Source organism: Marinobacter halodurans (genome assembly GCF_004327985.1).
In the GTDB taxonomy this organism is placed as follows: Bacteria; Pseudomonadota; Gammaproteobacteria; order Pseudomonadales; family Oleiphilaceae; genus Marinobacter_A; species Marinobacter_A halodurans.
Genome location: NZ_SJDL01000009.1, coordinates 112,277 through 136,485, shown reverse-complemented (window position 1 = coordinate 136,485; position 24,209 = coordinate 112,277). Strand labels below are relative to the sequence as shown.

At 62.7% G+C, this 24,209-nt stretch carries 16 protein-coding genes and 1 pseudogene; 8 read left to right on the top strand and 9 right to left on the bottom strand.

Translation table 11 applies throughout. The features are described 5' to 3' along the window. Window positions 1–23 precede the first annotated feature (23 nt). Window positions 24–1,001: an NADPH:quinone oxidoreductase family protein gene (locus tag EZI54_RS08095; RefSeq protein WP_131480824.1), complete on the top strand. Its 978-nt coding sequence runs from the start codon at window positions 24–26 to the stop codon at window positions 999–1,001. A 711-nt stretch (window positions 1,002–1,712) separates the two neighbouring features. Here the strand turns inward: EZI54_RS08095 and EZI54_RS08090 are convergent. The 9 genes and pseudogenes from EZI54_RS08090 to EZI54_RS08055 form a co-directional block, all read right to left on the bottom strand. Continuing rightward, window positions 1,713–3,545 carry a long-chain-acyl-CoA synthetase gene (locus EZI54_RS08090; RefSeq protein WP_131480822.1) on the bottom strand — a complete coding sequence of 611 codons (1,833 nt, stop codon included), beginning with the start codon at window positions 3,543–3,545 and terminating at the stop codon, window positions 1,713–1,715. A gap of 57 nt (window positions 3,546–3,602) precedes the next feature. Further along, window positions 3,603–4,427 carry an SDR family oxidoreductase gene (locus EZI54_RS08085; RefSeq protein ID WP_131480820.1) on the bottom strand — a complete coding sequence of 275 codons (825 nt, stop codon included), beginning with the start codon at window positions 4,425–4,427 and terminating at the stop codon, window positions 3,603–3,605. Beyond that, window positions 4,424–6,400: an acetyl/propionyl/methylcrotonyl-CoA carboxylase subunit alpha gene (locus tag EZI54_RS08080; RefSeq protein WP_131480818.1), complete on the bottom strand. Its 1,977-nt coding sequence runs from the start codon at window positions 6,398–6,400 to the stop codon at window positions 4,424–4,426. The genes EZI54_RS08085 and EZI54_RS08080 overlap by 4 nt, the downstream gene beginning before the upstream one ends. 11 nt (window positions 6,401–6,411) lie before the next feature. Then, window positions 6,412–7,236 (bottom strand): enoyl-CoA hydratase/isomerase family protein, encoded by an 825-nt coding sequence (locus EZI54_RS08075; protein ID WP_131480816.1) that lies wholly within the window; start codon window positions 7,234–7,236, stop codon window positions 6,412–6,414. Window positions 7,237–7,240: 4 nt separating this feature from the next. Beyond that, window positions 7,241–8,401 (bottom strand): citronellyl-CoA dehydrogenase, encoded by a 1,161-nt coding sequence (gene atuD / locus EZI54_RS08070; protein ID WP_131480814.1) that lies wholly within the window; start codon window positions 8,399–8,401, stop codon window positions 7,241–7,243. 316 nt (window positions 8,402–8,717) lie between these two features. Beyond that, window positions 8,718–10,334, bottom strand: a complete 1,617-nt coding sequence (locus EZI54_RS08065; protein ID WP_131480812.1) for an acyl-CoA carboxylase subunit beta — start codon at window positions 10,332–10,334, stop codon at window positions 8,718–8,720. Between the two features lie 11 nt (window positions 10,335–10,345). Next, window positions 10,346–10,594: an SDR family oxidoreductase gene (locus EZI54_RS25345; RefSeq protein ID WP_341352847.1), complete on the bottom strand. Its 249-nt coding sequence runs from the start codon at window positions 10,592–10,594 to the stop codon at window positions 10,346–10,348. Window positions 10,595–10,691: 97 nt separating this feature from the next. Continuing rightward, a pseudogene (locus tag EZI54_RS25340) lies at window positions 10,692–11,213 on the bottom strand (SDR family NAD(P)-dependent oxidoreductase); the annotation flags it as partial. Further along, entirely contained in the window at window positions 11,210–13,015 is a 1,806-nt protein-coding gene (locus EZI54_RS08055) for an acyclic terpene utilization AtuA family protein (protein WP_131480810.1), read from the bottom strand. The pseudogene EZI54_RS25340 and the gene EZI54_RS08055, both read right to left, overlap by 4 nt. A 185-nt stretch (window positions 13,016–13,200) precedes the next feature. On the opposite strand from EZI54_RS08055, the gene EZI54_RS08050 reads away from it, so the two are divergent. The 7 genes from EZI54_RS08050 (at window position 13,201) to parE (ending at window position 23,882) form a co-directional block, all read left to right on the top strand. Continuing rightward, a complete protein-coding gene (locus EZI54_RS08050; RefSeq protein ID WP_131480808.1) occupies window positions 13,201–13,815 on the top strand; it encodes a TetR/AcrR family transcriptional regulator in 615 nt (204 codons plus the stop codon). 489 nt (window positions 13,816–14,304) lie between these two features. Beyond that, window positions 14,305–15,366 carry a hypothetical protein gene (locus EZI54_RS08045; RefSeq protein WP_131480806.1) on the top strand — a complete coding sequence of 354 codons (1,062 nt, stop codon included), beginning with the start codon at window positions 14,305–14,307 and terminating at the stop codon, window positions 15,364–15,366. A gap of 114 nt (window positions 15,367–15,480) precedes the next feature. Next, the gene (locus EZI54_RS08040) at window positions 15,481–16,494 is read left to right on the top strand and encodes a putative solute-binding protein (protein WP_131480804.1); all 1,014 of its coding nucleotides are present in this window, start codon (window positions 15,481–15,483) and stop codon (window positions 16,492–16,494) included. A 17-nt stretch (window positions 16,495–16,511) separates the two neighbouring features. Beyond that, complete coding sequence (locus EZI54_RS08035; protein ID WP_131480802.1) at window positions 16,512–18,560, top strand: TRAP transporter large permease subunit; 2,049 nt, start codon at window positions 16,512–16,514, stop codon at window positions 18,558–18,560. Between the two features lie 186 nt (window positions 18,561–18,746). Further along, entirely contained in the window at window positions 18,747–21,380 is a 2,634-nt protein-coding gene (locus tag EZI54_RS08030; protein WP_242674384.1) for a S8 family serine peptidase, read from the top strand. Further along, window positions 21,377–21,841 carry a protease complex subunit PrcB family protein gene (locus tag EZI54_RS08025; protein WP_131480798.1) on the top strand — a complete coding sequence of 155 codons (465 nt, stop codon included), beginning with the start codon at window positions 21,377–21,379 and terminating at the stop codon, window positions 21,839–21,841. Before EZI54_RS08030 ends, EZI54_RS08025 begins: the two co-directional genes overlap by 4 nt. 145 nt (window positions 21,842–21,986) lie before the next feature. Beyond that, window positions 21,987–23,882 carry a DNA topoisomerase IV subunit B gene (gene parE / locus EZI54_RS08020; protein WP_131480796.1) on the top strand — a complete coding sequence of 632 codons (1,896 nt, stop codon included), beginning with the start codon at window positions 21,987–21,989 and terminating at the stop codon, window positions 23,880–23,882. The last annotated feature ends 327 nt before the right edge of the window (window positions 23,883–24,209 follow it).

Here is a 24,209-nt window from a genome sequence, read left to right as displayed (position 1 = left end):
CAATCACAACAAGAGAGGACATCATGCGCGCCATTCTGTGTAAGGAGTATGGCCCGGCTGACACGCTGGTCATCGAAGATGTGGAATCCCCGGAAGCCAGGGGCAGTGGCGTCAAGATCCGTGTGAAGGCGGCCGGTCTGAATTTCCCGGATACGCTGATCATCGAGGGCAAGTACCAGCTCAAGCCCGACATGCCGTTCTCACCGGGGGGTGAGATGGCCGGGGAAGTCCTCGAAGTGGGCGAGAAGGTGACCCGCTTCAAGCCTGGCGATCGGGTGATGGGCCTGACCGGCTATGGTGCCTTCGCCGAGGAAATCGTCGCCGCCGATGCCAACCTGCTGCCCGTGCCCGACGGCATGAGCGATGAAGAGGCGGCTGCATTTACCATGGTGTACGGCACCTCCTACCACGCCCTCAAGCAGCGTGCCAACATCCAGCCGGGAGAAACCCTGTTGGTGCTGGGTGCCAGTGGCGGCGTGGGGCTGGCGACGGTGGAGCTGGGCAAGGCCATGGGCGCCCACGTGATTGCCGCGGCCAGCAGCGCCGGGAAGCTGGCGATTGCCAAGGAGGCGGGCGCCGACGAGCTGATCAACTATTCCGAAGAACCGCTCAAGGACACGGTCAAGAAACTGACCAACGGCAAGGGGGTGGACGTAATCTACGACCCGGTGGGCGGTGACTTCACCGAGCAGGCCCTGCGCGCCATGGCCTGGAACGGCCGCCATCTGGTGATCGGCTTCGCCGCCGGCGATATCCCCAAGGTACCCGCGAACCTGACCCTGCTGAAAGGCTGCGCGCTGATCGGCGTGTTCTGGGGCAACTTCACGCGGATGGAGCCGGACGTCAGCGCCCAGAACATGATGGATCTGCTGAAGCTCTACGGCGAAGGTAAGATCAAGCCGAAGATCAGCGAGACCTTCGCGTTTGAGGATTATGTGGGTGCGCTGAACGCGCTGACCGGGCGTAAGGTGACGGGTAAGGTCGTTCTCAAAGTCGGCTGAGCTGTGAGGTTGTGATCGTTTCGCTCGACCTGCGGTCACGATCTTTAATGTAGCCGACGCTTCAGCTTCGGAGGGCCCGTCAGGGCCCCGGGTCTACCGGGCAGGCCTGCGGCCTGCTCGGAAGCTGAAGCGTCCGCTACATTTTTTGGTGAGCCCCAGGGCGGGCACCGGGCTTTCCCATTATCGCGGACATGCCTGACCATGGAATCTCAGAAACCGGTCTGGCGCCCTCTGGATTGAATGAAATGGGCCGTAAACCCGGCTTGTTGGGCTTCCTGCGTCAGCCCAACCTACGATACTTGCGGTTACCATCTTTAATGTAGCCGACGCTTCAGCTTCGGAGGGCCCGTCAGGGCCCCGGGTCTACCGGGCAGGCCTGCGGCCTGCTCGGAAGCTGAAGCGTCCGCTACATTTTTTGGTGAGCCCCAGGGCGGGCACCGGGCTTTCCCATTATCGCGGACATGCCTGACCATGGAATCTCAGAAACCGGTCTGGCGCCCTCTGGATTGAATGAAATGGGCCGTAAACCCGGCTTGTTGGGCTTCCTGCGTCAGCCCAACCTACGATACTTGCGGTTACCATCTTTAATGTAGCCGACGCTTCAGCTTCGGAGGGCCCGTCAGGGCCCCGGGTCTATCGGGCAGGCCTGCGGCCTGCTCGGAAGCTGAAGCGTCCGCTACATTGTTTGGCGAACTCCCGTGTTGTCGCCCTTTAAAAAGGGATCTCCCCACCATCAATCCGCTTCACCAGCGCTTCGTCGACCAGCGTGTACCCTTTCTCTCTCGGCAACCAGGCATACACCCGCTCGCCCGGCCGATCCACGGAATACCCGGCTTTTTTCAAATCCACTTTCTTGTACTTGAACGTGCCGGTCTTCTCGATGGCAGAGGTCACGCGGACAAATACCGGAATCGCATAGGGCGGCAGATTGTCCTGCAGGTAGCGGAACAGTCGGTCGATGTCGAAGCTCTCGACGCTGCTGTCCTGCGGAACCAGTGTCACCATACCCGCCTTGCCGTTGGTCCCTGGAATTTCCACGCCATAGACAATGGCTTCCTCGGCCAGTCCGGACTCGTCGATGATGTTTTCCACTTCCGTGGTGGAGACGTTCTCGCCTTTCCAGCGGAAGGTGTCCCCCATGCGATCGACGAACTGCAGGTGGCGGCAGCCGATTTCCTTGAGCACGTCGCCGGTGTTGAACCAGGCGTCGCCCTTCTTGAAGACATCCCGCAGGATGGATTTCTCGGTGGCCTCCTTCTGGGTGTAGCCTTCGAACGACCACTTGGCGGTGATCTCCCCCAACAGCAGGCCGGGCTCGCCCGACTTGACCTTTTCCATGCGGCCCTTGGCGTTGCGGATCGGGTCCCGGGTGCCTTCGTGGTACTTGACCAGGGCGTAGGGCGCGGTGGAGAAGCCGACGGTGTTCTCCATGTTGAAGAAGTTGCTGAAGCCGATATTGCCCTCACTGGAGGCGTAGAGCTCGGCCACCGTCTCGATGCCGAAGCGCTCCTTGAACGGTTTCCAGATCGACGAGCGCAGGCCGTTTCCGATCATCTTGGTCAGCGTATGGTTGCGGTCGTCCGGGCTGGCCGGCTGGTTCAGCAGGTAGCGGCAGAGTTCGCCCACATAGCCGAAGGTGGTGGCGCCATAGCGGCGGATATCGCTCCAGAACGCGCTGGCGGAGAACTTGCGGCGCACCGCGATGGCGGAACCGCCGGACAGCACCGAGCCCCAGCACACAAGCAGTGCCGTGGCGTGATAGAGCGGCAGGGTGCAATAGAGCACGTCCTGCGGGCCCATGTTCAGGGTCATCAGGCCGAACCCGCCGTAAGCCTTGATGAACTTGCGGTGGGAGCCGGGCGCCGCCTTGGGCAGTCCGGTGGTGCCGGAGGTGTAGATGTAGACCGCCGTATCGCCCAGCCTGGGGCGATCCTTCACCGTCAGGTTGTCGCCGCGGTAGTGGCTGACCTGCTCGGCCAGGTTGATATAGCCCTCGGGCGTCTGGCCAAAGTCGTGGAGCGAATCCGTGTCCGGCATGAACAGGTAGGGATGATCGTGCCCCAGGGCCACCTCGTCGCGTACCCCTTCAAACGCGTCGACTAACTCTTCCCCCACGACGATCATCTGTGGCGTGATCAGGTTGATGCTGTGAGCCAGTACCTTGCCTTTCTGGGAGGTGTTCAGCATCGCGCAGGCCACGCCGATCTTGGCGGCGCCGGCCACCATGGCCAACAGTTCCGGCCGGTTCTCGAGGAAGATGGCAATGCTGTCGCCCCGGCCCAGGCCGCCCGCCCGCAGGTAGTGGGCAATGCGATTGGCCCAGGCGTTGAACTCGGTGTAGGTCAGGCGGCGGTTGTCGTATAGGACCGCCGGCCGGGAGCCGTATTTCTCGGCGTTGTGCTCGATCAGGGTGCCGAGGGTCAGGTCTTTCTGGTCGTTCTTGAGGGAGTAGTAGTAGAGCCCCTTGGCAATGGCCGGGGCCCGGCGGACGACGCCGGGCAGTTGTCGGGCAATGTCACGTACTGAAATGGTGTCTTGGCTCATGCGTCGTTCCGTGTGTCTTATTATGAAAAACCGACCCCGGACCGACGGCCCAGAGTCCTAATCAAGAAACAGATCCGGCAGCAGCGGCTGGTCGCCCGGCGCGTAACGATAGCCCTCGAAGTCCGTGACCCCGGCCTGGCGCAGCACGTCCTCGTCAATCAGCGCCTGACCGGTCAGCGTGTCGGCGTTGTGACCCAGGATGGTCACGGCCGCATCGGCCATGATGTCCGGCTTGCGGCCCTGGGCCATCAGGTCCGGGCCGCCCACTTCGAATTCGATGGCGGCCGTCGAGATCAGGGTCTTGGGCCACAGTGAGTTCACCGCGATGCCGTAGGACCGGAATTCTTCGGCCATGCCGAGCGTCAGCATGGTCATGGCGTATTTTGTGGTCGTGTAAGCGCCGTATTGTGCGAACCATTTCGGTGCCAGGTTGATCGGCGGCGACAGGCTCAGGATATGCCCGCTCCCGGATTGCTTGAGCCAGGGCAGGGCGGCCTGGGAACAGGTAAAGACGGCCCTGGCGTTGACCTCGTGCATCAGGTCGTAGCGCCGCACCGGCAGTTTTTCGACGCCCTGCAGGCGAATGGCACCGGCGTTGTTCACCAGGGCATCAATGCCCCCAAAATGTTCACCCGCCTCGTCGATCCGTTCCCGGACCAGCGTCTCATCGCGGACATCCAGCACCAGCGGCAGTGCCCGGCCGCCGGCTGCCTCGATTTCCCCGGCGACGGTATGAATCGTCCCCGGCAGTTTCGGGTGTGGTTTGTCCGACTTGGCGCCGATCACCACATTGGCGCCCTCTCTGGCACAGGCCAGGGCAATCGCCCGGCCAATGCCCCGGCTGCCGCCGGTAATGAATACGGTTTTGCCTTGCATGCTCATGCCGTGGCTCCTTCGTTGGATGCGTCGTCGCTGGTGAGTTTGACCAGCAGCTGGCGACGTTTGACCTGGCTGCCGGCGCTGACGTGGACTTCGGCAATCTCGCCGTCCCGTTCCGCCACCAGCGGGTGCTCCATTTTCATGGCTTCCAGCACTACCAGCGTATCACCCCGTTTCACCGTCTGGCCGGCCTCGGCGCGGACGTCGATGATGGCGCCGTCCATCGAGGCCAGCACCCGGTCCGACGCACTGCCCTCAAGGGCAGAGGCGGGCGCGTGGGTCACGTCGCAGACGTGCAGACTCCGGCTGAGCTGCTGCAAATATAGGTGATCGCCGTCAGAGTGATATTGGCAACGCTGACGAACGCCATTGTCGATATAGTCCAGCTCGGTCCCGTCTATGGCCACAACCACCAGCGAAACCCGGGCCTCTCCCTGGATCACGTCGACCTTTCCGGCGTTGTGCCACTGTAGGGCCAGCTCATGGTGTGTGTCACCCGTTGCCAGCCGGAAGGGCAGCGCTGTGGGCAGGCTATTGCTCCAGCGTCCCCCGGCCTCGCCGGCCTGGTGGGCAAGGACGATCGCGGCCAGGCCCAGCTCGGTGAGTGAGGGGGATGCCGGGTGCAGGGTCGGGGCGTCCAGGAAATCCTTGTCCAGGAATGCTGTTGTCGCTTCCCCGGCGATGAACACGGGATGGCCCAGAATATGGCTCAGGAAAGAGCGGTTGGTGGTCACGCCCATGACACGCATATCCTCCAGGGCCCGCCGCAGCCGGCGAATCGCGTCGCTCCGGGTGCTGCCGTGAGCGATCACCTTGGCCAGCATGGGGTCGTAGAAGGGGGGGATCGTGTCGCCGGTTTGTACGCCGCTGTCATAGCGGACGCCATCCACTGGTGCCGGCGTGTAATCGACGAGGGTGCCGGTCTGCGGCATGAAGCTGTCCGCGGGGTCCTCGGCATACAGGCGCACCTCGACCGCGTGACCGGCCAGGGTGACATCATCCTGCTGGAGTGGCAGCTCGACGCCCTCGGCCACCTGGAGTTGCCAGTCCACCAGGTCCTGGCCAGTGATCAACTCCGTGACGGGGTGTTCTACCTGCAGCCGCGTGTTCATTTCCAGGAAGTAGAAGTTGCGCTCCCGGTCCACGAGAAATTCGACGGTTCCGGCCCCGACGTAGTGGCAGGCTTTCGCGGCTTTGACCGCGGCCTCGCCCATGGCGGCCCGCAACTCCGGTGTCATGAACGGCGACGGGGCCTCTTCCACCACTTTCTGGTGGCGACGCTGGATGGAGCAGTCGCGCTCGCCCAGGTGGATGACGTTGCCGTGGGTGTCGGCGAAGACCTGGATTTCGATGTGGCGCGGCTCGATCACTGCCTTCTCCAGGATCAGCTCATCATCGCCGAAGGCGTTCCTGGCTTCCGAGCGGGCCCGCTGGATCTGGTCGGCCAGTTCTCCCGGTTCCTGAACGAGGCGCATGCCCCGTCCGCCGCCTCCGGCCGAGGCCTTGATCATCAGCGGGAAACCGACGGTTTCCGCCGCTTGCTGCAGCGCTTCGTCGCTGGCCCCGGCTTCCTCAAAGCCCGGTACGACGGGCACCCCGGCTTCCTGCATGGCCACCTTGGAGCGGCGCTTGCTGCCCATCAGTTCAATGGCGGATGCGGGCGGCCCGATAAAGATCAAACCCGCATCCGCACAGGCTTCGGCAAACCCGGCATTCTCCGAGAGAAAGCCGTATCCCGGATGGATGGCATCGGCGCCGGTGCGTTGGGCGGCGTCTAGGATGGCCTCGGCATTGAGGTAGGATGCGTTGACGGCAGCCGGCCCGATGCGAACGGCTTCGTCAGCCAGACGGACGTGCAGGGCGTGGGTGTCGGCATCACTGTAGACCGCGACCGTACGGTACCCCTGGGCTTTGGCGGTACGCAGGACCCGCACCGCAATCTCGCCCCGGTTGGCGATCAGGATCTTATGGATCATGGCCGGATTCCTCATGGCGTGTCGTCGGTTTTCGCCCAGGCGGGCGGCCGTTTCTGCATGAAGGCCATCGTGCCTTCGGCGCCTTCTTCGCCCCGGACGGCATCGGCAAATTGCTGTGCGGCGTCGTCCAGTAGTGACGGCATGGGTTCATGGCCGACCCGGTGCAGCAGGGCCTTGGTCGCGGCGGTGGCCTGCGGGGCACAGCGGATCAAACTGGCGATGGCGTCATCGAGCGCGCTGGTCAGGGCGTCGTCGCTGTCTAGAACGCTGTGCACCAGACCCAAACGGCACGCCTCGTGCCCATTGACTTTCAACCCGAGCAAGGCAAGGCGACGGGCCTGAGTCAGACCGATGCGTTCCACCACAAAAGGCGCGATCTGGGCCGGAATAATGCCGAGGCTGGTTTCGGGCATGGCGAACTTTGCGGTATCCCGGGCCAGCGCCAGATCGCTCACGCAGGCCAGTCCGAAGCCACCGCCCATGACGGCGCCTTCGAGGACGGCAATGACCACCTGAGACGCCGTGTTGACGGTTTCGATCAGGCGGCCAAAGGCCCGGTTCAGGTCGCGGAACGGATCGGCCCCGCCGGAGGCTTGCTGGGAGCGGGCGGCCGCCATGTCGCGAATGTCCCCGCCGGCACAGAAATGGCCGCCGGCGCCGCGCAGGACCACGCAGCGAATGGCGGCATCATCCGCTATGGCCTCGAACACCGCCGCCATTTCCCGGACCATCGCCAGGCTCATGGCATTGCGGGCGTCCGGCCGGTTCAACGTCAGGTGGAGCGCCGTCCCCTGTTGATCGAGGGCCAGGGTGTCGCAGTCGGGCAGTGACGTCATGGGATCAGTCCTTGCGCTTGCCGGGCAGGATGCCCATCAGCTTACAGATGATGCCCAGCATGATCTCGTCGGCGCCGCCGCCGATGGATACCAGCCGCACATCGCGGAAAGCACGGGACAGCGGGTTGTCCCACATGTAGCCCATGCCGCCCCAGTATTGCAGGCAGCTGTCGGTGACCTCCCGGCCCAGCCGGCCGGCCTTGAGCTTGGCCATGGACGCCAGGCGGGTCACATCCTTGCCCTGGATATGCAGTTCGCACGCCTGGTAGGTGAGGGCCCGCAGCGCTTCGACTTCGGTTTGTAGTTCGGCGAGGCGGAAGTGGATGGACTGGTTGTCGATCAGCGGCTGGCCGAAGGTCTGGCGCTCGCGGCAGTAATCGATGGTGGCGTTGATGCAGTGCTCCAGCGCCTTGATGACGTTGGCTGCGCCCCACATGCGCTCCTCCTGGAACTGCACCATCTGCATCATGAAGCCGGTGCCTTCGGCGCCGATGCGGTTGCGCTGGGGCACGCGCACGTCGTCGAAGAAGACCTGGGCCGTTTCGGAAGAGCGCATGCCCAGCTTGTTCAGGTGGGGGGAGAAGGAGATGCCTGGCGTGTTCATGGGCACCATGATCAGCGACTTGTTCTTGTGGGGCTTGTCGTCCGAGGTGTTGGCCAGCAGGCAGATGAAGTCGGCGCTGGGCGAGTTGGTGATCCACATCTTGGCGCCGTTGATGATGTAGTCATCGCCGTCCTTGCGGGCCGTGGTTTTCATGCCCGCCACGTCGGACCCGGCGCCCACTTCGCTGACGCCGATGCAGCCCACCATCTCGCCGGCGATCGCCGGGGCGAGGAATTCCCGCTTCAGCTCGTCGGAGCCGAACCGGGCCAGGGCGGGGGTACACATGTCGGTCTGAACGCCCACGGCCAGCGGCACACCGCCGCAGTGCGCGGTGCCCAGTTCTTCCGCGACCACCAGGTTGTAGCTGTAGTCCAGCCCCATGCCGCCGAAGGCTTCCGGCTTGTGGATGCCCAGCAGTCCGAGCCTGCCCAGCTTGCCGAACAGGTCGTGGATGGGGAATTTGCCGGCCTCCTCCCATTCGTCGCAGTGGGGGTTGATCTCCTTCTCGACGACATCCCGGACGGTCTTGCGCAGGGCGTCGTGTTCTTCGGTGAATAGCATGTGGATCCCCTTTTTTGTGTGCCTGTGGTGGCTGTTGTTCTTTGAGTTCTGTTTCTTTGTTTCTTGTGTAGCCGACGCTTTAGCTTCGGAGGCGCCGAAGGTGCCTGCGTTGTCCCCGGGGCGTGAAACCAATGGGCATCATCGCTTCCGCCGCCCTAGAGGGCCATCCCTGGCCCGCTATTGCGGTCAAGGACGTCCGTGTCCTTTTCTATAGCGATGATGCCCATTGGTTTCGATCTGACCTTTCGGTAAATCGCCGGGGCCCTGGAGGGCCCTCCGAAGCTAAAGCATCGGCTACATTGTTCGTGCTGTCCTATTACAACCGCGCCACGCCGAAGCTGTTGGGGCGCAGTTCCCTTTGTTCCGCCTCGCGACAGACGGACAGCACCATCGCCAACACCGTGCGGGTGTCGCGAGGGTCGATCAGGCCGTCGTCCCAGAGTCGGGCGGTCCCAAACAGGGCAGTGGAGCCGTCTTCCAGCTTCTTCGCCGTGGCTTGCTCCAGGAAATCGAGCGTCTTTTCTTCCGGCTCCAGACCGTTGCGTCGCTGTTTTTCCTCGGCCACGATCCGCATGACCTTGCCCGCCTGGGCCGGGCCCATGACGGCGGTGCGGCTGTTGGGCCAGGCGAAGATAAAGCGCGGGTCCAAGCCCCGGCCGCACATGGCGTAGTTGCCGGCCCCGTAGGAACCGCCCACGACGACCGCCAGTTTCGGCACCCGGCAGTTGGCCACCGCCTGGATCATCTTCGAGCCGTGCTTGATGATGCCGTGCTGCTCGGCGTGGGTGCCCACCATGAAGCCGGTGGTGTTGTGCAGGAACAGGATGGGCGTACCGGCCTGGTCGCAGAGCTGAATGAACTGCGCTGCCTTGGTCGCACCTTCTGGTGTGATCGGGCCGTTGTTGCCGATGATGCCGACGCGATGCCCGCAGATGCGGATGGTGCCGCAGACGGTCTGGTCGTCGTAGCCGGCCTTGAAGTCCTGGAAGCGCGACCCGTCGGCGATGCGCGCCAGGATTTCGCGAACGTCGTAGGGTTTCTTGGGGTCGGCGGGGATGACGCCAGGGAGTTCGTCTGGCGAATAAAGCGGCTCTTCCCATTCCGGCGATTGAGATGGCGGAAGGTGTTCGTTCCAGGCCAGGGCATCCAGCACCTCTCGGGCGTGGCGGATGCCGTCGGCGTCGTTCTCGGCCAGGTATTCGGCAGTGCCGGCAATTTCAGCGTGCATTTCCGCACCGCCCAGCTCCTCATCCGTGGCGACTTCGCCGGTGGCGGCTTTAAGCAGCGGCGGTCCGGCGAGGAACATCTTGGCTTTATTGCGCACCACGATCACGTAGTCGGACAGGCCGGGCTGGTAGGCGCCGCCTGCGGTGGCGTTTCCGTGTACCACCGTGACCTGGGGAATCCCGGCGGCCGACATCCGCGCCTGGTTGGCAAAGCCCCGGGCGCCCAGCACGAAGATGTCGGTGGCGTAGTTCAGGTTGGCGCCGCCGCTTTCCGACAGGGACACCACCGGCAGTTTGTTCTCCATGGCGATCTGCTGCAGGCGCAGGGTCTTGTCCAGGCCGGCTGGGGTGATGGTGCCGCCCTTGATGGCGCAGTTGCTGGCAACCACCAGGCAACGGATGCCGCTGACGGTTCCGATTCCGGCGATGATACCGCCCCCGGCCATGCTGCCATCCTTGTCGTCGTACATCTTGTAGCCGGCCAGGGAGCACAGCTCGAGAAAGGCGGTGCCGCGGTCCAGCAGACGGTTGATTCGATCGCGGGGCAGCAACTTGTCCCTTTTGGTGAATTTCTCGCGAGCGGATTCCGCCAGGGCGAGGACCTGTTTTTCCACATCGCGGAACGTCTCGATGTGCTGCTGCATCGCCGCCGCGTTCTCGGAGAAAGCCTCGGACTGGGGATCGATGGCGGATTCAAGAATCTGCATAAACGGCTCCCTCAGTCTTGACTGAAAATCTTGGGTTTGACGGCGCGATGGAAGCCGTTGAAGACCTCCACGTTCTTCGCCTTGGGCAATGGCCACACCCGGCTGCCCTGGGACGCCCCGCCGTCGATGCGCAGCGTATCGCCACTGATAAAGGCGGCGCCCGGGCTCAGCAGGAAGCAGATGGCGGCGCTGACTTCCGACTCGGTGCCAATACGTTTGCCCGGCACGGCATCGGCCAGGCCGCGGATCCAGGCTTTCATCTGCTCGGGATAGGTGTCCATGCCGCTGGAGGCAATCCAGCCCCGGGGCCACGGCGTTGACCCGCACGCCCGTTGCGCCCCATTCGATGGCGGCGGTCTGGGTGAAGTTGACCATGCCCGCGCGGGCCGCGCCGGAGTGTCCCATGCCGGGCATGCCGCCCCACATGTCCGCCACGATATTAACGATGGCGCCGCCGGTCTTGCTCAGGGATTGGTTGTAGAGCTCCCGGGCCATCAGGAAGCCGCCGGTGAGGTTGGTGCGGACGACCGTTTCCCAGCCCTTCTGGTTGATGCCGGCCAGGGGCGAGGGAAACTGCCCGCCGGCGTTGTTGACCAGGCCTTTCACCGGGCCGTGCTCGGCCAGGATCTGTTTGATGGTGGCGGCAACGATCTCTTCGTCCCGGATGTCGCAGGGATGGGCCGACGCGCTGCCGCCGTCCTCGATAATCTCGGCCCGGACAGCGTCGAGTTTTTCCGGCTTGCGCCCGACCAGTGCGACGTGGGCGCCCAGGGAGGCCAGTTCGTGGGCCGTGCAGCGGCCGATGCCGGAGCCGCCGCCGGTCACGATAACGTTTTGACCTTCAAACAGGCCGGGGCGGAGAACGGATTGATAGCTCATGATCGGGTTCCTTTCAGCACGGCTTGGGAGATGGGAATGGGCATGTCCAGCAACTGCTGGGCAAAGGCCTTGCCCTGGGGATCGATACGCAGGCTGGCGACGCCGCCACCGCCCAGGCTGTGTTCCAGCAGGAAGTTGAAGGCGTTGAAGCCGGGCAGGGCCCAGCGTGTCACGCGGCCGCTCTGTGGATTCAGCGTGTGGCCCATCCACTTGGCAACGGCGTCTTCGGTCAAGGCCGCGGCAAGATAGGGTACGTAGTCCGGGTGACGGGCAATGACACCGATGTTGCTGTGGTCACCCTTGTCGCCGCTGCGGGCCCAGGCCAGTTCGATCAGCGGGACGCTGGTGTCCGTCTCTCCGATGTCCGGGAATACGGTTGTGTCTGCGCCGTCCCCGATGCTGGACGCACCGCCGGTCCCGACCACCACGGGCTTTCTCTCGCCGCTGACTTCCACACTCACCTCGACCTGATCCTTCGGCACCAGGCAGGAGAACAGCCGGATCTTGGGCCAGACGGTGGGGCGACCACCGACGATGCCGGTCAGCCCTGGCGCCATGCCGGTCGCCGCCTGGGCGATCTCCCGTGAGAACAGCACCAGCGCTTCCTTTTTGGGGTGGGCGGCGCTGATCTTGACCACCACTTCGCGGGTCTGACCGGCCCGGCTGTGAGGGCCGTAGGTGGCTTCGGTGCCCAGCAGCTCGACGCTGGTTTCGGAATAGGTCGGCAGGCCGCGTTCCTCGAACAGTCGGCCGGTCTTTTCGAGAATGGCATCGGCGACGCTTTGCGCTTTTTTCGGGGCGTCGATGCCGCCGATCAGGAACGTCACCGTGCACTTGTGGCCATCCGGCCAGGTGCCGGAGACCTTGTAGCTGTCGGTGGGCGCGCGGCCGGTGGCGCCGGTCACGGCAACGCGGTCCTGGCCGAGATCCTCGAGATGGACCCGGGTGAAATCGCAGGCGACATCCGGCAGCAGATAGGCGCGCGGATCGCCGATTTCGTAGACGAGCTGCTCGGCCACGGTGCCGACGCTGACCCGGCCACCCGTCCCTTCCGGCTTGGTGATCGCGAAGTCGCCGCTGGCTTCCACTTCAACGATGGGGAAGCCCATATCCGCGTATCCATCCGCCACGGTCTCCCAGTCGGTAAAGTTGCCACCCGTCGCCTGCGCGCCGCACTCGATCAGATGGCCGGCCAGGCTGCCCTGGGCCAGCTTGTCGTAGTCGTCCCAGGCCCAGCCGAACTCATGCACGAGCGGCGCCAGCACCAGCGCGCTGTCGGTCACGCGACCGGTGATCACGATATCCGCCCCCGCTTCCAGGGCGGCGACAATGCCCGGCGCGCCCAGGTAGGCGTTCATGCTGACCGTCATCGACGGCATCGGGTCGCCGGTGGTCATTTCGCGGATGCCCCGCTCGTCGAGCTGTTTCTTCCGGGGAAGCAGGTTGTCACCGAGTACCAGCGCGATCGTCAGGTCGACGCCCTGTTCGTCGCACAGGGCTTGGAGCGCATCGCGGCAGGCTTCGGGATTCACCCCGCCGGCGTTGCTGATGATCCGGATGCCCTGGGCTTGGATATCTTTCAATAGCGGGCCCATCACCGTCTGCACGAAGTCCCGGGCGTAGCCGGCTTTCGGATCCTTCATGCGCTGGCCGGCCATGATGGACATGGTGATCTCGGCCAGGTAATCGGAGACCAGGTAGTCGAGGCGACCTTTTTCGACCAGCTGGCGGGCGGCGGTTTCGGTGTCACCCCAGAAGGCCGCGGAGCAACCGATGCGCAGGGTTCGGGATGGCGATGTCATGTGGTGTCCTTGCCGGAGAAGCGGTTGTCTGTCAGTTATTATGATGCGTTTAAAAACGATACCAAGCAAGCGCTTGGTTTGTAAATGTGTCGCTTCAGGGTAAACTGCGTTAATGCGTATACTGGGTGTTTTTGGCGGCCTGTGCCGCAGCCCAACGACAGTTCAAAGACAACGGGAAGTAAGCTTTGACACCACAATCCATCCAGGCCGAGCTGGTCGCGGAGAACCGTATCTCCGAACCGACCGGTGCCCGGGGGCGTCTGTTGCGCGCAGCAGCGCGACTGTTCCGGGAGAAAGGCTACGAACGGACCACAGTCCGTGACCTTGCCGCTGCCATCGGTATCCAGTCCGGCAGTCTGTTCCATCATTTCCGTTCCAAGGAGGACATCCTCAAGGCGGTGATGGAGGAAACCATCATCCTCAATACCGAACTGATGCGCCACGCGCTGCGTCAGGCCACCACGGCCGTCGGGCGAATGTGGGCGCTGATCCGCAGCGAGCTGGAGTCCATCAATGGGCAGACGGGCGAAGCCATGGCTGTGCTGGTGTTCGAGTGGCGCTCGCTGTCCGCGGATTCCCAGCGTGACATCCTGATACTGCGGGATGCCTACGAAGCCATGTGGCTGGAGGTGCTCGGTGAACTGAAGGCGTCCGGACAAATCACGGCCGACCCCTTCCTGACCCGCCGGATGCTGACCGGCGCGCTGAGCTGGACGGTGACCTGGTATCGCCCCGATGGCCCAAGGAACCTGGATGACATGACCGACGAAGTCATGGCCATGCTCGGTCTTGATAAGTAATAACGTTTTTCTTTCAGTGGGTTGGCATGCTTGAGGATGGGGTGTGTCGCTTCCTGGATTGGCCTGATCGGCCAAAATGGACGGCAATCCGGTCATTCACTAAATGCGACTTACGTCGCATCCTTCTCTGGAGCCTATGAACAGGTCCTGTATACCTTCTGGCTTGCAGAGCGGTTCGTAATCAAGGCGCGACTTCGCAGAAATAGTGGTGCTCTTTCAAGAAGTCGCAACGCAGAGTACGGATCGCTCTGAATGCCCCGTAGGGCCAGGCCTGAGGTCAGCATCTGCGGCTTTGCGGCTCTTGCCAAGGGCTACGGCCATTGGCTGCGAGCCCCGCCTTGCACCTGCTGACCTCAGGGTTGGCAGAAGGGATTCAGGACCTGTTCATAGGCTCCTTTAGGCGTAAGAGACGTTTGTTTGGTCTGTAACAAGAGCCAGACAGGTCTGAAGTCTTCTGCTGCACAACAATAATCAGAGAAAGGATCTGCAATGCATACTTCCATCATCCCTCGCCTGTGGACGGCAGGCACCTGTCGCCGATTCCTGCTCACGTTCGGTTTTATCGCCCTTCTCAGTGGCTGTGGCTACAACCCGATCTATCAGACCACCGGTCAGGTGATTACCGGTTATGCCGAGTCAGAAGCCACTCCGTATGTCCTGCAGATGTCCGACGCGGACATGGCCTGCAACCTGGGGCAGTCGCTGGACCCGCTGGTCTATTCCTTCTCCCGCGTGACCGACAAGCCCGACACCACCGGTTCCCTGCTTCAACTGCTGGCCGCGAATTGCTCCGAGCAACAGGCCTGGGAAGAAGAGCTGCGCTACGAGCGGGCGATGTATTCCGACGATGTCGCCGAGGCCAAGGATGCGCGTAACGCCGCCAAACGCTGGCATGCCATCACCGCCGAGCGCCGTCTGGAAGCCTTTCATCGTGCCATGCGCGCCTATGAGTATGATCCTGCCGACCCGGATGCGGAATGCCCGTTCCTCTACGAGGACCAGGATGAGCTGACCTTCCTGCTGGGGCTGTTGACCGGCCTCCAGGCGATCATCAATGACACCAATTCCGGCGGCGCCGCCGGCGTGCCCAAGGACATTGCGCCGCAGGCCGAGCGGGCCGCCCAGTGCCTGGACAACGAGAAGTGGGGCGGCATCCCCAACGCGATCCGCGCCAACGTCTGGCTGTTGCTGCCGGATACCCGCCCGGCGCTGTCTCCGGATCCCTGGCGACTGCTGAAGAACAGCTCCGAACTGGGCGTACAGGCCGGGTTCCGGGCCTCCATGGCGCTGGAGGCGGTGGCTGCTGAAACGGCGGGTCGCCAGGACGTGATCAAGGATGTCATCGCCCGCTTCGCGGCATCCGACAGGAATTTCAAGGTCAGCGAGGATTACCAACTGGTGGATCAGGTGGGGCGCAGCGTCATCATGCACACCTCCGACAAGCAGTGGACCCGGAAATACGGTTACCGCACGCCGCGGACCTACTTCGGTCGCCTGAGTCCGGAAAGCACCAGCGACACCGAAACCATGGATCTGGACGATCTTCTCTAAAACAACAGACACACAGGATGCCGCTGGCCGGGCAGGGGAGTGGGACGTCCCGGCCGGCCATCCTGAACCACAGACCGATTAACAATCACAAGAAGTCACTTGGGAGGTTCCAAGATGTTCCGCAAAACCACCGCAGCAATGCTCATGGCCCTGGTCGTTGCACCGATGGCACAGGCGAAGTCGGCCAGCATGTGTGTGTTCGACGTCATCGGCGCGAATGGCGATATCTATAACCTGATGAAGGACTACGCCCTCGAAATGAAGGGCCAGGGCGTCGATATCCAGCTCAAGCCCTACACCGATGAGGGCGTGGCGTTGGGTGACTTCCAGTCGGGCCAGTGCGACATCCTCGCGGCCACGGACCTGCGTACCCGTCGGTTCAATCGCTTTACCGGCACCATCAGTGCGGTGGGCGCCATCCCGACCTACGACAACCTCAAGACCGTCCTGGCCACGCTGGCCCAGCCCAAGGCGGCCAAGTTCATGAAGCAGGGCGACTATGAAGTGCTGGGCATTGCGCCGGCCGGTGCGGGTTACCTGTTCGTCAACGACCGCTCCATCGATACCGCCGGCGAGTTGGCCGGCAAGCGCATGGCCACGCTGGACTACCAGAAGGACGCCATCCACATGGTGAACTTCGTAAAGGCAACGGTGGTGCCCTCGGACATCACCAACTTTGCCGGCAAGTTCAACAATGGCTCGGTGGATACCGCCTATGCGCCGGCCTTTGCCTACAAGGCGCTGGAACTCTACAAGGGCGTCGGCGACAAGGGGGGCATCGTGGATTACCCGCTGGCCCAGTTGACCGTGCAACTGATCGCCAGGGACGACCTGCTGACCGACGAAGAGGCCCAGGCCTCCCGCGACGTGGCCTGGAACATGTATCCGCAGGCCATGGCCCTGGTCAAGAAGAGCGAAGCAGGCATTCCGGACGACCAGTGGATCCATATCTCCGATGAGGACGTCCAGGGTTACCAGGAAATGTTCCGGGAAAACCGGCTCGAAATGCGGGATGGCAAGAACGGTGCCCCGGATGTCTACGATCCGAAAATGCTGCACCTGCTCAGTAAAGTGCGCTGCGCCAGCAACCCCGGCGCGTCCGAATGCACCGCGGCCAACCGCGAATAAGGAGCAGGTAACGCACTATGAACTGGCGCGCGCTTTCGGCCAGCCGGGTAACCACCCTCTACCCCATGCATCGACTGCATGGGGTTATCCTGCTGGCCCTGTTGGTGTTTACCCTGCTGTTGGGGATGGGCAGTTCGCTGCATTCGCGGATGTTGTGGATTGGCGAACAGACCTGGCCCAACTATTACCTGCTGGATCCCTGGGCCACCGAGCCCAGCTGTGACGTCAAGATGGACGTCGAGGCGGCGGTCCAGAAACGGATGCAGGCCTATAAACCCGACCCGGATGAGCTGTTCTCCTCGCCGCCCGATCCGGACAAGCTGCGCGAGAGCTTCCGCAAGAACCTGGAGCTGTGCCAGAAGAAGCACGCGATGTTCGCCGCCAACCAGGCGCATGTCACCACCGCGCTGACGGTCTTCAAGACGGTCGAGCAGGGCATGGCGCACTGGTTGCTGGATAACATCGACCTGACCAAGTTCCTGTTCCTGGGACTGTTCGCCATGGCGGCCCTGATTGCGGCGTTCGATACCGATCACATCGCCCTGCGCCTGCCACGCAACCGGGGCGAATGGCGCCTGTCCCAGGCCATGCAGCTGTTCGTGAATGGTCTGATGGGGTATTCGCTGCTGTCCTACGCGGAGCGGCTGGGCATGTCGCCCTCGTCGGACACCCTGCTGGAGCTGCAGTATGCCTGGGCGGTGGTGTTCGGCATTTTCATGGCGATCAACCTCTACCGACTGGTCAATGTGCCGGAACGGGTGCGCGCCGGCGGACTGACGCCCTCATCCTTCCTGGTGATCCCGCTGTACTGCCAGATGGGCGTGATTGCCATGGCCTACTTCTTCTTTGTGGACGGTTACAGTTCCGGGCTGGCGATCTATTTCGGCCAGCTCACCAACCTGGCGTCGATGTTCATCAATATCGGCCTGTATGTGCTGGTGGGGATGATCCTCAAGCAGACCCGCTTGCCCGACCTGTTGCTGAACGTGATCCAGCCGTTCCATCTGCCGGCCCCGGCGCTGGCGTCGCTGATGATTTTTGCCACGGCGTTCCCGACGGCCTTCACCGGCGCGTCCGGCATCTTCATCCTGGCCGTGGGCGGGGTGATCTACGATGAGCTGCGTAAATCCGGCGCCGGCCGGCAGTTGTCACTGGCGACAACGGCCATGTCCGGCAGCATGGGCGTCGTGCTCAATCCCTGCCTGTTGATCGTTGTGGTCGCCGCGCTCAACAAGGAAGTGACCACCGACGAGATGTACGGCTGGGGCTTCTGGATCTTCCTGATGTCGGCCAGCATCTTCAGTTTTGTGGTGTGCAAGACCCAGGGCAACTGGCGGCCGCGTCCCCAGGCCGGCGCGTTTGCCGAAGCCGGACGCCGGCTGATGCCCCTGGTGCCGTATGTGGTGACGGCTCTGGTGGTCATTGGACTCATCTGGTTCCTGCTGGGATTGACCTTCAACGAGTACAGTGCACCGCTGATCCTGCCGCTGGTGATGCTGGCCCTGGTGTGGCTGGATTCGGGCAAGGACAACCGGGATGACGGGGAATCCCGGCTCACCGCGTTTGTCAGTCGCAGTACCGCGGCAGCGAGCGACTCCGCGGTCCACATTGGCGCGTTGCTGGCGCTGATGGGATTCTCGGTGTGCCTCGGCGGTATCCTTGAGCGCTCCGATGTGGTCCACGCCATCTTCCCGGAAAGCCTGACCAACCCCTGGCTGGTCATGGCGGTGATCGTGGTGATGCTGACCTTCATCGGCATGATCATGGATCCATTCGGCGCCGTGATCCTGGTTTCGGCCACGATCGCCCAGGCGGCGTTCAACCTGGGCATCGATCCGCTGCACTTCTGGCTGGTCTGCCTGGTGGCCTTCGAGCTGGGCTACCTGAGTCCGCCGGTGGCGCTGAATCACCTGCTGACCCGGCAAGTCGTCGGGGAAACGGAAGTCCTGGCGGCGGAACGCACCGGCAGCTTCTGGCATCGCTATGAGCGCTTGCTGCTGCCGCTGGTCGTGATGGGGACAACGCTGTTGATTGTTGCTTTCGTGCCCATGTTCTTCTACAACTGACCCGGGATCGGGCTCCAGAAAGCCGCCAACCCGAGAGGGAAGGCGGCTTTGTTGTGTCAGCAAGTGTGAAATTTTCGGGACCGTCGGCGCATTTTGGGCATCGGCTGTTATGCTTGGGTCGTATTGGTTTCCATACGCACCTGATGCGAACGGGATTAACGGCAGGGAGAATGGTTTTTGCGGAAAGTGGAATTTAACCGGGAAAAGCGTCCGGTCGTATGGCAGGAAGATCAGGCCAGCGCAGTACTCAGTTACTCCCGGCGGAGAAGTATCGTTACGGTGTTGGCCTCAGCCCTTGTGCTGACAGCCTGCGGCGGCGGAGGCGGTGGTGACAGCAGTGACAGCGGCGAAAATCTGGTCAGTGGCCGGATCGGCATAGAGGCCCGCACCCGCATCGACAGCGATACCGCAGACGACATCTATTGGGGAACCGCCGTCGCTAACGATGATACTCCGCAAAGCCTGCCCAGTCCGGCGATCGCCGGGGGATACCTGAGCGCCTCTGTCGGGACGTATGGCGGCTCCGGGACCGATTTCTACCGGGATATGGAGGATGATTTCCGCCTGCACCTGAGTAGCAATCAGGTGGTTTCCATTGCCGCCTTTGCGGTGAATGGCGCCTCTTCAGCGGGCACACCCTCGGCGCTGGTCAGTCTGGGAAGTACGACGACGGGGTTGAGTCCGGGGACGCCGGTCAGTCTAAGTCCGACATCTGGCGATGGTAACTATGATCTCCGGTTGCAGGCCCTGACCGGTGGCCCGTTCCGTTATCTGATTTCGGTATCCTCGCCGGCCAGCGACAGTGCGTTGGGTGTTTCGGCCGACGATGTTGATTGGGTGCCGGGCGAGGCGCTTGTGACCATGGCGTCACCCATGCAGGCCCAGAGCCTTTCCTCGGGCGGTCCCCTGGCTTCCGCAACACGGGAAGAGGTGGGCAACGGCCTCTGGCGAGTCAAACGCAACCAGGCCACGGCGCTGACGGCTTCCACCCGGGAAGAGCGTAAGGCGGACACGCTCGCCTGGATTCAGTCCCTGCGCGAAGTGTCGGGCGTGGTATCCGCCGAGCCGAATTACCTGTATCACGCCTTAACGGTGGATCCCACCAATGATTCCCTCTACCCGTTGCAGGAGTGGCACTATCAGGCTATCAACCTGCCGACGGCCTGGCAGGCGCTGGCTTCACCGGGCGAGGGCGTTCGGGTGGCGGTGCTGGACACCGGGGTATTTAGCCGCACACCCAATACCGGTCATAACTGGCATCCGGATCTGGATGATGGCAATGAAAACGGGAACAACCTCCAGATCCTGTCCACCTCCGACTTCGTGACCACCAGCGACGACAGTCAGGCTGGCGAGGATGGAAATCCCGCGAACCCCGGAACGGACGACGGCACCGCTCCGAGCTTCCATGGCACCCATGTCGCGGGCACCATTGCCGCTCTCGACAATGACGTGGGAGGTGTGGGCGTGGCGCCGTTGGCGACCCTGTTGCCGATCCGGGTGCTGGACAACACCGGTAACGGTTCGTCGCTTGAACTGATCAATGCCATCAACTACCTGGCGTCCCTCTCGGCCGCCCAGCGGCCAGACATTATCAACCTGAGTCTGGGGGGCGTCGCACCCTCGACGGCGCTGGAGAATGCCATCAACAACGCCTCCGACAAAGGCATCCTCTTTGTTGCCGCGGCGGGCAACCAGGGAACCACCGACCGGGTCTACCCGGCTGCCTTCGACCGGGTGATCGCGGTGGGTGCGGTGGACGCCGGTAACAAGCGGGCCAGTTATTCCACGTTTGGTAACTGGATTGATCTCGTGGCGCCGGGCGGGGACTCCACCCGCGATGGTAATAACGATGGCCAGGCGGACGCGGTATACAGCGACTGGGGACAGCAGACAGGCAGCGTGTTTGAACCCGCCTACGCCGGCGTGACCGGAACATCCATGGCGGCACCTCATGTCAGCGGCGTGTTGGCGCTGATGCGCGAGCGTGATCCGAGCCTGTCCCTTGCTAAATTCCGGGAATACCTCCGCCGCGGGGAGCTGACCGATGTCTTGGGCAGCCAGACTGAATACGGTTACGGCTTGATCAATGCACTGAAAGCCGTCGATGCGGCTTCTGCGGACGACCTGGGGACCTTCATTTCAGCCTACCCGAGCGCTTTCCTTTTCGACGGTTCCGTGACGGAAGCCAGCGTGCTTCTTGAAGAGGTTCCCGGTGACAGCACAGAGAACCCTCTGGGCTCGCTGACGTTGGACAGTGTGCCGAGTTGGTTGTCGGTGACGAAGAACCCGGATGGTGATGCGGTGAGGCTGGACGCCACCATAATCGATTCGCACGCAGCCAAACAGAGCAAGGTGACCCTGGGTTATACCAATGAAAATGGTCCCCAGACCCTGGAACTGCCGGTCAACGTCCAACTGGGCGATCCGGTCCAGTCACGCAATGCAGGCCGTCACTATGTCCTTCTGTACAACGCCGACGATCCGTCCGGGGATCCGGTTCAGCAGACCGTGGTTACGCCGTCCGGTGGCCGCTATACCTTTACCTTCAAGGATGTCCCGGCAGGCAGGTACTTACTGGTGGCGGGGACGGATATGGATAACAACGGCCTGATCTGCGAGCAGGGTGAAGCCTGTGCCGAATATCCCACCAATGGCCTGCCGCAGCCTATCAGTAAGGGGGAAGGCGATCTGACCGGTTTAACGCTGACCACCAGTTTCCGCCGGGCCGCACTCAGTTCCACGGGCTTGCCCCACAGTGCGACACAGGTCTACCGTGTTCGTCATCCATCGGCGACAACCAAGGAGATGACGCGATGATGCGGACGGGTTCCCTGGTTTTTGCACTGATTTTGCTTTCGGGCTGCGTAGCCGATCCTCCTGTCGCCGACGGCGCTGAAGTACAGGTGATTGCCAGCCAAACTCGATGCGGCCTGACCGCACCGGGACTGGTATTGGCACGTAATGCTGCAGAGTGGCAGGCGCTGATCGGCTCGGTGGACGGGCAACTGCCGGACTGGCCGGACGTTGCCAATCAGTGGCTGCTGGTGGCGTCACTGGGCCATCAGGCGACAGGCGGTCACGGTATTGGTTTTATCTCCGCCGACCGCGACGGGCAGGATCTGTCCATTGAGGTGAAGGTAACTCATCCGGCACCCGATGCGATGGTGGCCCAGATGATTACCTCGCCCTGCCTGGTGATGGCGATTCCAGCCAGTGGCTGGAAGCAGGTCCGCGTAAACGGCGAGGCACCTTTTCCCATGACACGGCCGCACCCCTGATGCCGGGCAACAAAAGAACCGTTGATCTTTGCCCCTGAATCCCTAAGCTATGGGCGGTATTTGGCAAACCGCCGGGCCCATCGAGACTGCCCGGCGGCTTTGCCGATCGTCCTGACAGTCGTTGAGTGAGAGCAACAGACACCCTATGAGCCAGAAAGATTACAACGCCGACGCGATTGAAGTCCTCAGTGGTCTGGATCCGGTCCGAAAGCGGCCGGGGATGTACACCGACACCTCGCGTCCCAACCATCTGGCCCAGGAAGTCATCGATAACAGCGTGGACGAGGCCCTGGCCGGGTTCGCCAAGCGGATCGACGTGGTTCTTTATGCGGACGGCTCGCTGAGCGTCGAGGACGACGGTCGCGGGATGCCGGTGGATGTCCACAAGGAGCATGGCGTTCCCGGTGTCGAGCTGATCCTGACGCGGCTGCATGCCGGCGGCAAGTTCTCCAAGGGCAACTATAACTTTTCCGGTGGTCTGCACGGCGTTGGGGTCTCCGTTGTCAACGCGCTGTCGAAGCACCTGGAAGTCTCCATCAAGCGGGACGGCCAGTTGCATCGTATGACGTTTGCCAATGGCGACAAGACCAGTGACCTGGCGGTGGTCGATACCGTCGGTAAACGCAACACCGGCACACGTCTGCTGTTCACACCCGATGTCAGCTACTTCGACAGCCCGAAGTTTTCCGTCAGTCGCCTGCGTCATAACCTGCGCGCCAAGGCGGTGCTCTGTCCTGGCCTGACCGTCACCTTCCTGCAGGAGTCGACGGGCGAGAAGGACGAGTGGTTCTACGAAGACGGCCTGCGTGACTATCTGCGTTCCGCCCTGGCGGACATCGAGTTGCTGCCCAGCGAGCCGTTCACCGGTCGCATGACGGGCAATACCGAGGAAGTGGACTGGGCGGTCCAGTGGCTGCCTGAAGACGGCGAGGCGGTGGCGGAAAGCTACGTTAACCTGATCCCGACGGCCCAGGGCGGTACCCACGTCAATGGCCTGCGGACCGGCCTGCTGGAAGCCATGCGCGAATTCTGTGAATTCCGGAACCTGCTGCCGCGGGGCGTACGCCTGTCGCCGGAGGACATCTGGGACCGCTGTGCCTATGTGCTCTCCTTCAAGATGCAGGATCCGCAGTTCTCCGGCCAGACCAAGGAGAGGCTGTCGTCCCGCGAGGCGGCGGCGTTCATCTCCGGTGTGGTCAAGGATGCGTTCAGTCTGTGGCTGAACCAGCACACCGACATCGCCGAAGCCCTGGCGGACCTGTTCATCAGCAATGCCCAGCGTCGTCTCAAGGCCAGCCGCAAGGTGGCGCGAAAGAAGGTTACCCAGGGGCCGGCATTGCCGGGCAAGCTGGCGGATTGTTCCGGTGCGGACGCCAATCGGTCTGAGCTGTTCCTGGTGGAAGGGGACTCGGCGGGTGGTTCCGCCAAGCAGGCCCGTGACCGGGAGTTCCAGGCGGTCATGCCGCTGCGGGGCAAGATCCTTAATACCTGGGAAGTGGATTCGGGTGAGATCCTGGCGTCCCAGGAAGTGCACGATATTGCTGTGGCGATTGGTGTGGATCCCGGCTCGGATCGTCTGGAAGGTTTGCGTTACGACAAGATCTGCATCCTGGCGGATGCGGATTCCGACGGGCTGCACATCGCCACGCTGCTGTGCGCCCTGTTCGTCAAGCACTTCCGCCCGCTGGTTGCTGCCGGCCATGTGTTCGTGGCCATGCCGCCACTCTATCGGGTCGACCTGGGCAAGGAGACCTTCTATGCCCTGGACGAGCACGAGAAGCAGGGCATCCTGGATCGCATCGAGGCGGAGAAGCGCAAGGGCAAGATATCAGTCACCCGCTTCAAGGGGCTGGGTGAAATGAACCCGCTGCAACTGCGTGAGACCACCATGGCTCCGGATACCCGACGTCTGGTCATGTTGACCCTGGCAGACAACGACGGCACGGACGAGCGTATGGATATGCTGCTGGGCAAGAAGCGGGCGTCGGATCGCCGTTCGTGGCTCGAAGCCTATGGCAACATGGCGGATGTTCCGGTCTGACCCTGCTTCCTCCTCTCCGCCTGTTGCTGATCTTTGGCAAAGGAGCCTCCTTGCAAGGTGCTCCGGGGGCTTAAGAAGGGGGGTATACCTTCATGTTCCAGAAGGCGGAACGATGGAAAGAGGAGCCTTAAACAGGCCCCGGAGCCTGAAACCAATGGAGGTCATCGTTTCCGTCGCCTAATAGGGCCGTCCATGCCCTCTTATTCGACGAGGACATCCTGTCCTCTGCTCCAGCGATGGCATCCACTGGTTTCGATCAGGCCTTTTGCAACACCCTCTCCAGCTTCTGAGGTGCCGAAGGCGCCCAGGACATCCCCACCGTATTGC

What these genes read in the sequence shown, in the direction of transcription:
- EZI54_RS08095 (WP_131480824.1), top strand. Translation starts at nt 24, where the DNA reads ATGCGCGCCATTCTGTGTAAGGAGTATGGCCCGGCTGACACGCTGGTC.
- EZI54_RS08090 (WP_131480822.1), bottom strand. Translation starts at nt 3,545, where the DNA reads ATGAGCCAAGACACCATTTCAGTACGTGACATTGCCCGACAACTGCCC.
- EZI54_RS08085 (WP_131480820.1), bottom strand. Translation starts at nt 4,427, where the DNA reads ATGAGCATGCAAGGCAAAACCGTATTCATTACCGGCGGCAGCCGGGGC.
- EZI54_RS08080 (WP_131480818.1), bottom strand. Translation starts at nt 6,400, where the DNA reads ATGATCCATAAGATCCTGATCGCCAACCGGGGCGAGATTGCGGTGCGG.
- EZI54_RS08075 (WP_131480816.1), bottom strand. Translation starts at nt 7,236, where the DNA reads ATGACGTCACTGCCCGACTGCGACACCCTGGCCCTCGATCAACAGGGG.
- atuD (WP_131480814.1), bottom strand. Translation starts at nt 8,401, where the DNA reads ATGCTATTCACCGAAGAACACGACGCCCTGCGCAAGACCGTCCGGGAT.
- EZI54_RS08065 (WP_131480812.1), bottom strand. Translation starts at nt 10,334, where the DNA reads ATGCAGATTCTTGAATCCGCCATCGATCCCCAGTCCGAGGCTTTCTCC.
- EZI54_RS25345 (WP_341352847.1), bottom strand. Translation starts at nt 10,594, where the DNA reads ATGAAAGCCTGGATCCGCGGCCTGGCCGATGCCGTGCCGGGCAAACGT.
- EZI54_RS08055 (WP_131480810.1), bottom strand. Translation starts at nt 13,015, where the DNA reads ATGACATCGCCATCCCGAACCCTGCGCATCGGTTGCTCCGCGGCCTTC.
- EZI54_RS08045 (WP_131480806.1), top strand. Translation starts at nt 14,305, where the DNA reads ATGCATACTTCCATCATCCCTCGCCTGTGGACGGCAGGCACCTGTCGC.
- EZI54_RS08040 (WP_131480804.1), top strand. Translation starts at nt 15,481, where the DNA reads ATGTTCCGCAAAACCACCGCAGCAATGCTCATGGCCCTGGTCGTTGCA.
- EZI54_RS08035 (WP_131480802.1), top strand. Translation starts at nt 16,512, where the DNA reads ATGAACTGGCGCGCGCTTTCGGCCAGCCGGGTAACCACCCTCTACCCC.
- EZI54_RS08025 (WP_131480798.1), top strand. Translation starts at nt 21,377, where the DNA reads ATGATGCGGACGGGTTCCCTGGTTTTTGCACTGATTTTGCTTTCGGGC.
- parE (WP_131480796.1), top strand. Translation starts at nt 21,987, where the DNA reads ATGAGCCAGAAAGATTACAACGCCGACGCGATTGAAGTCCTCAGTGGT.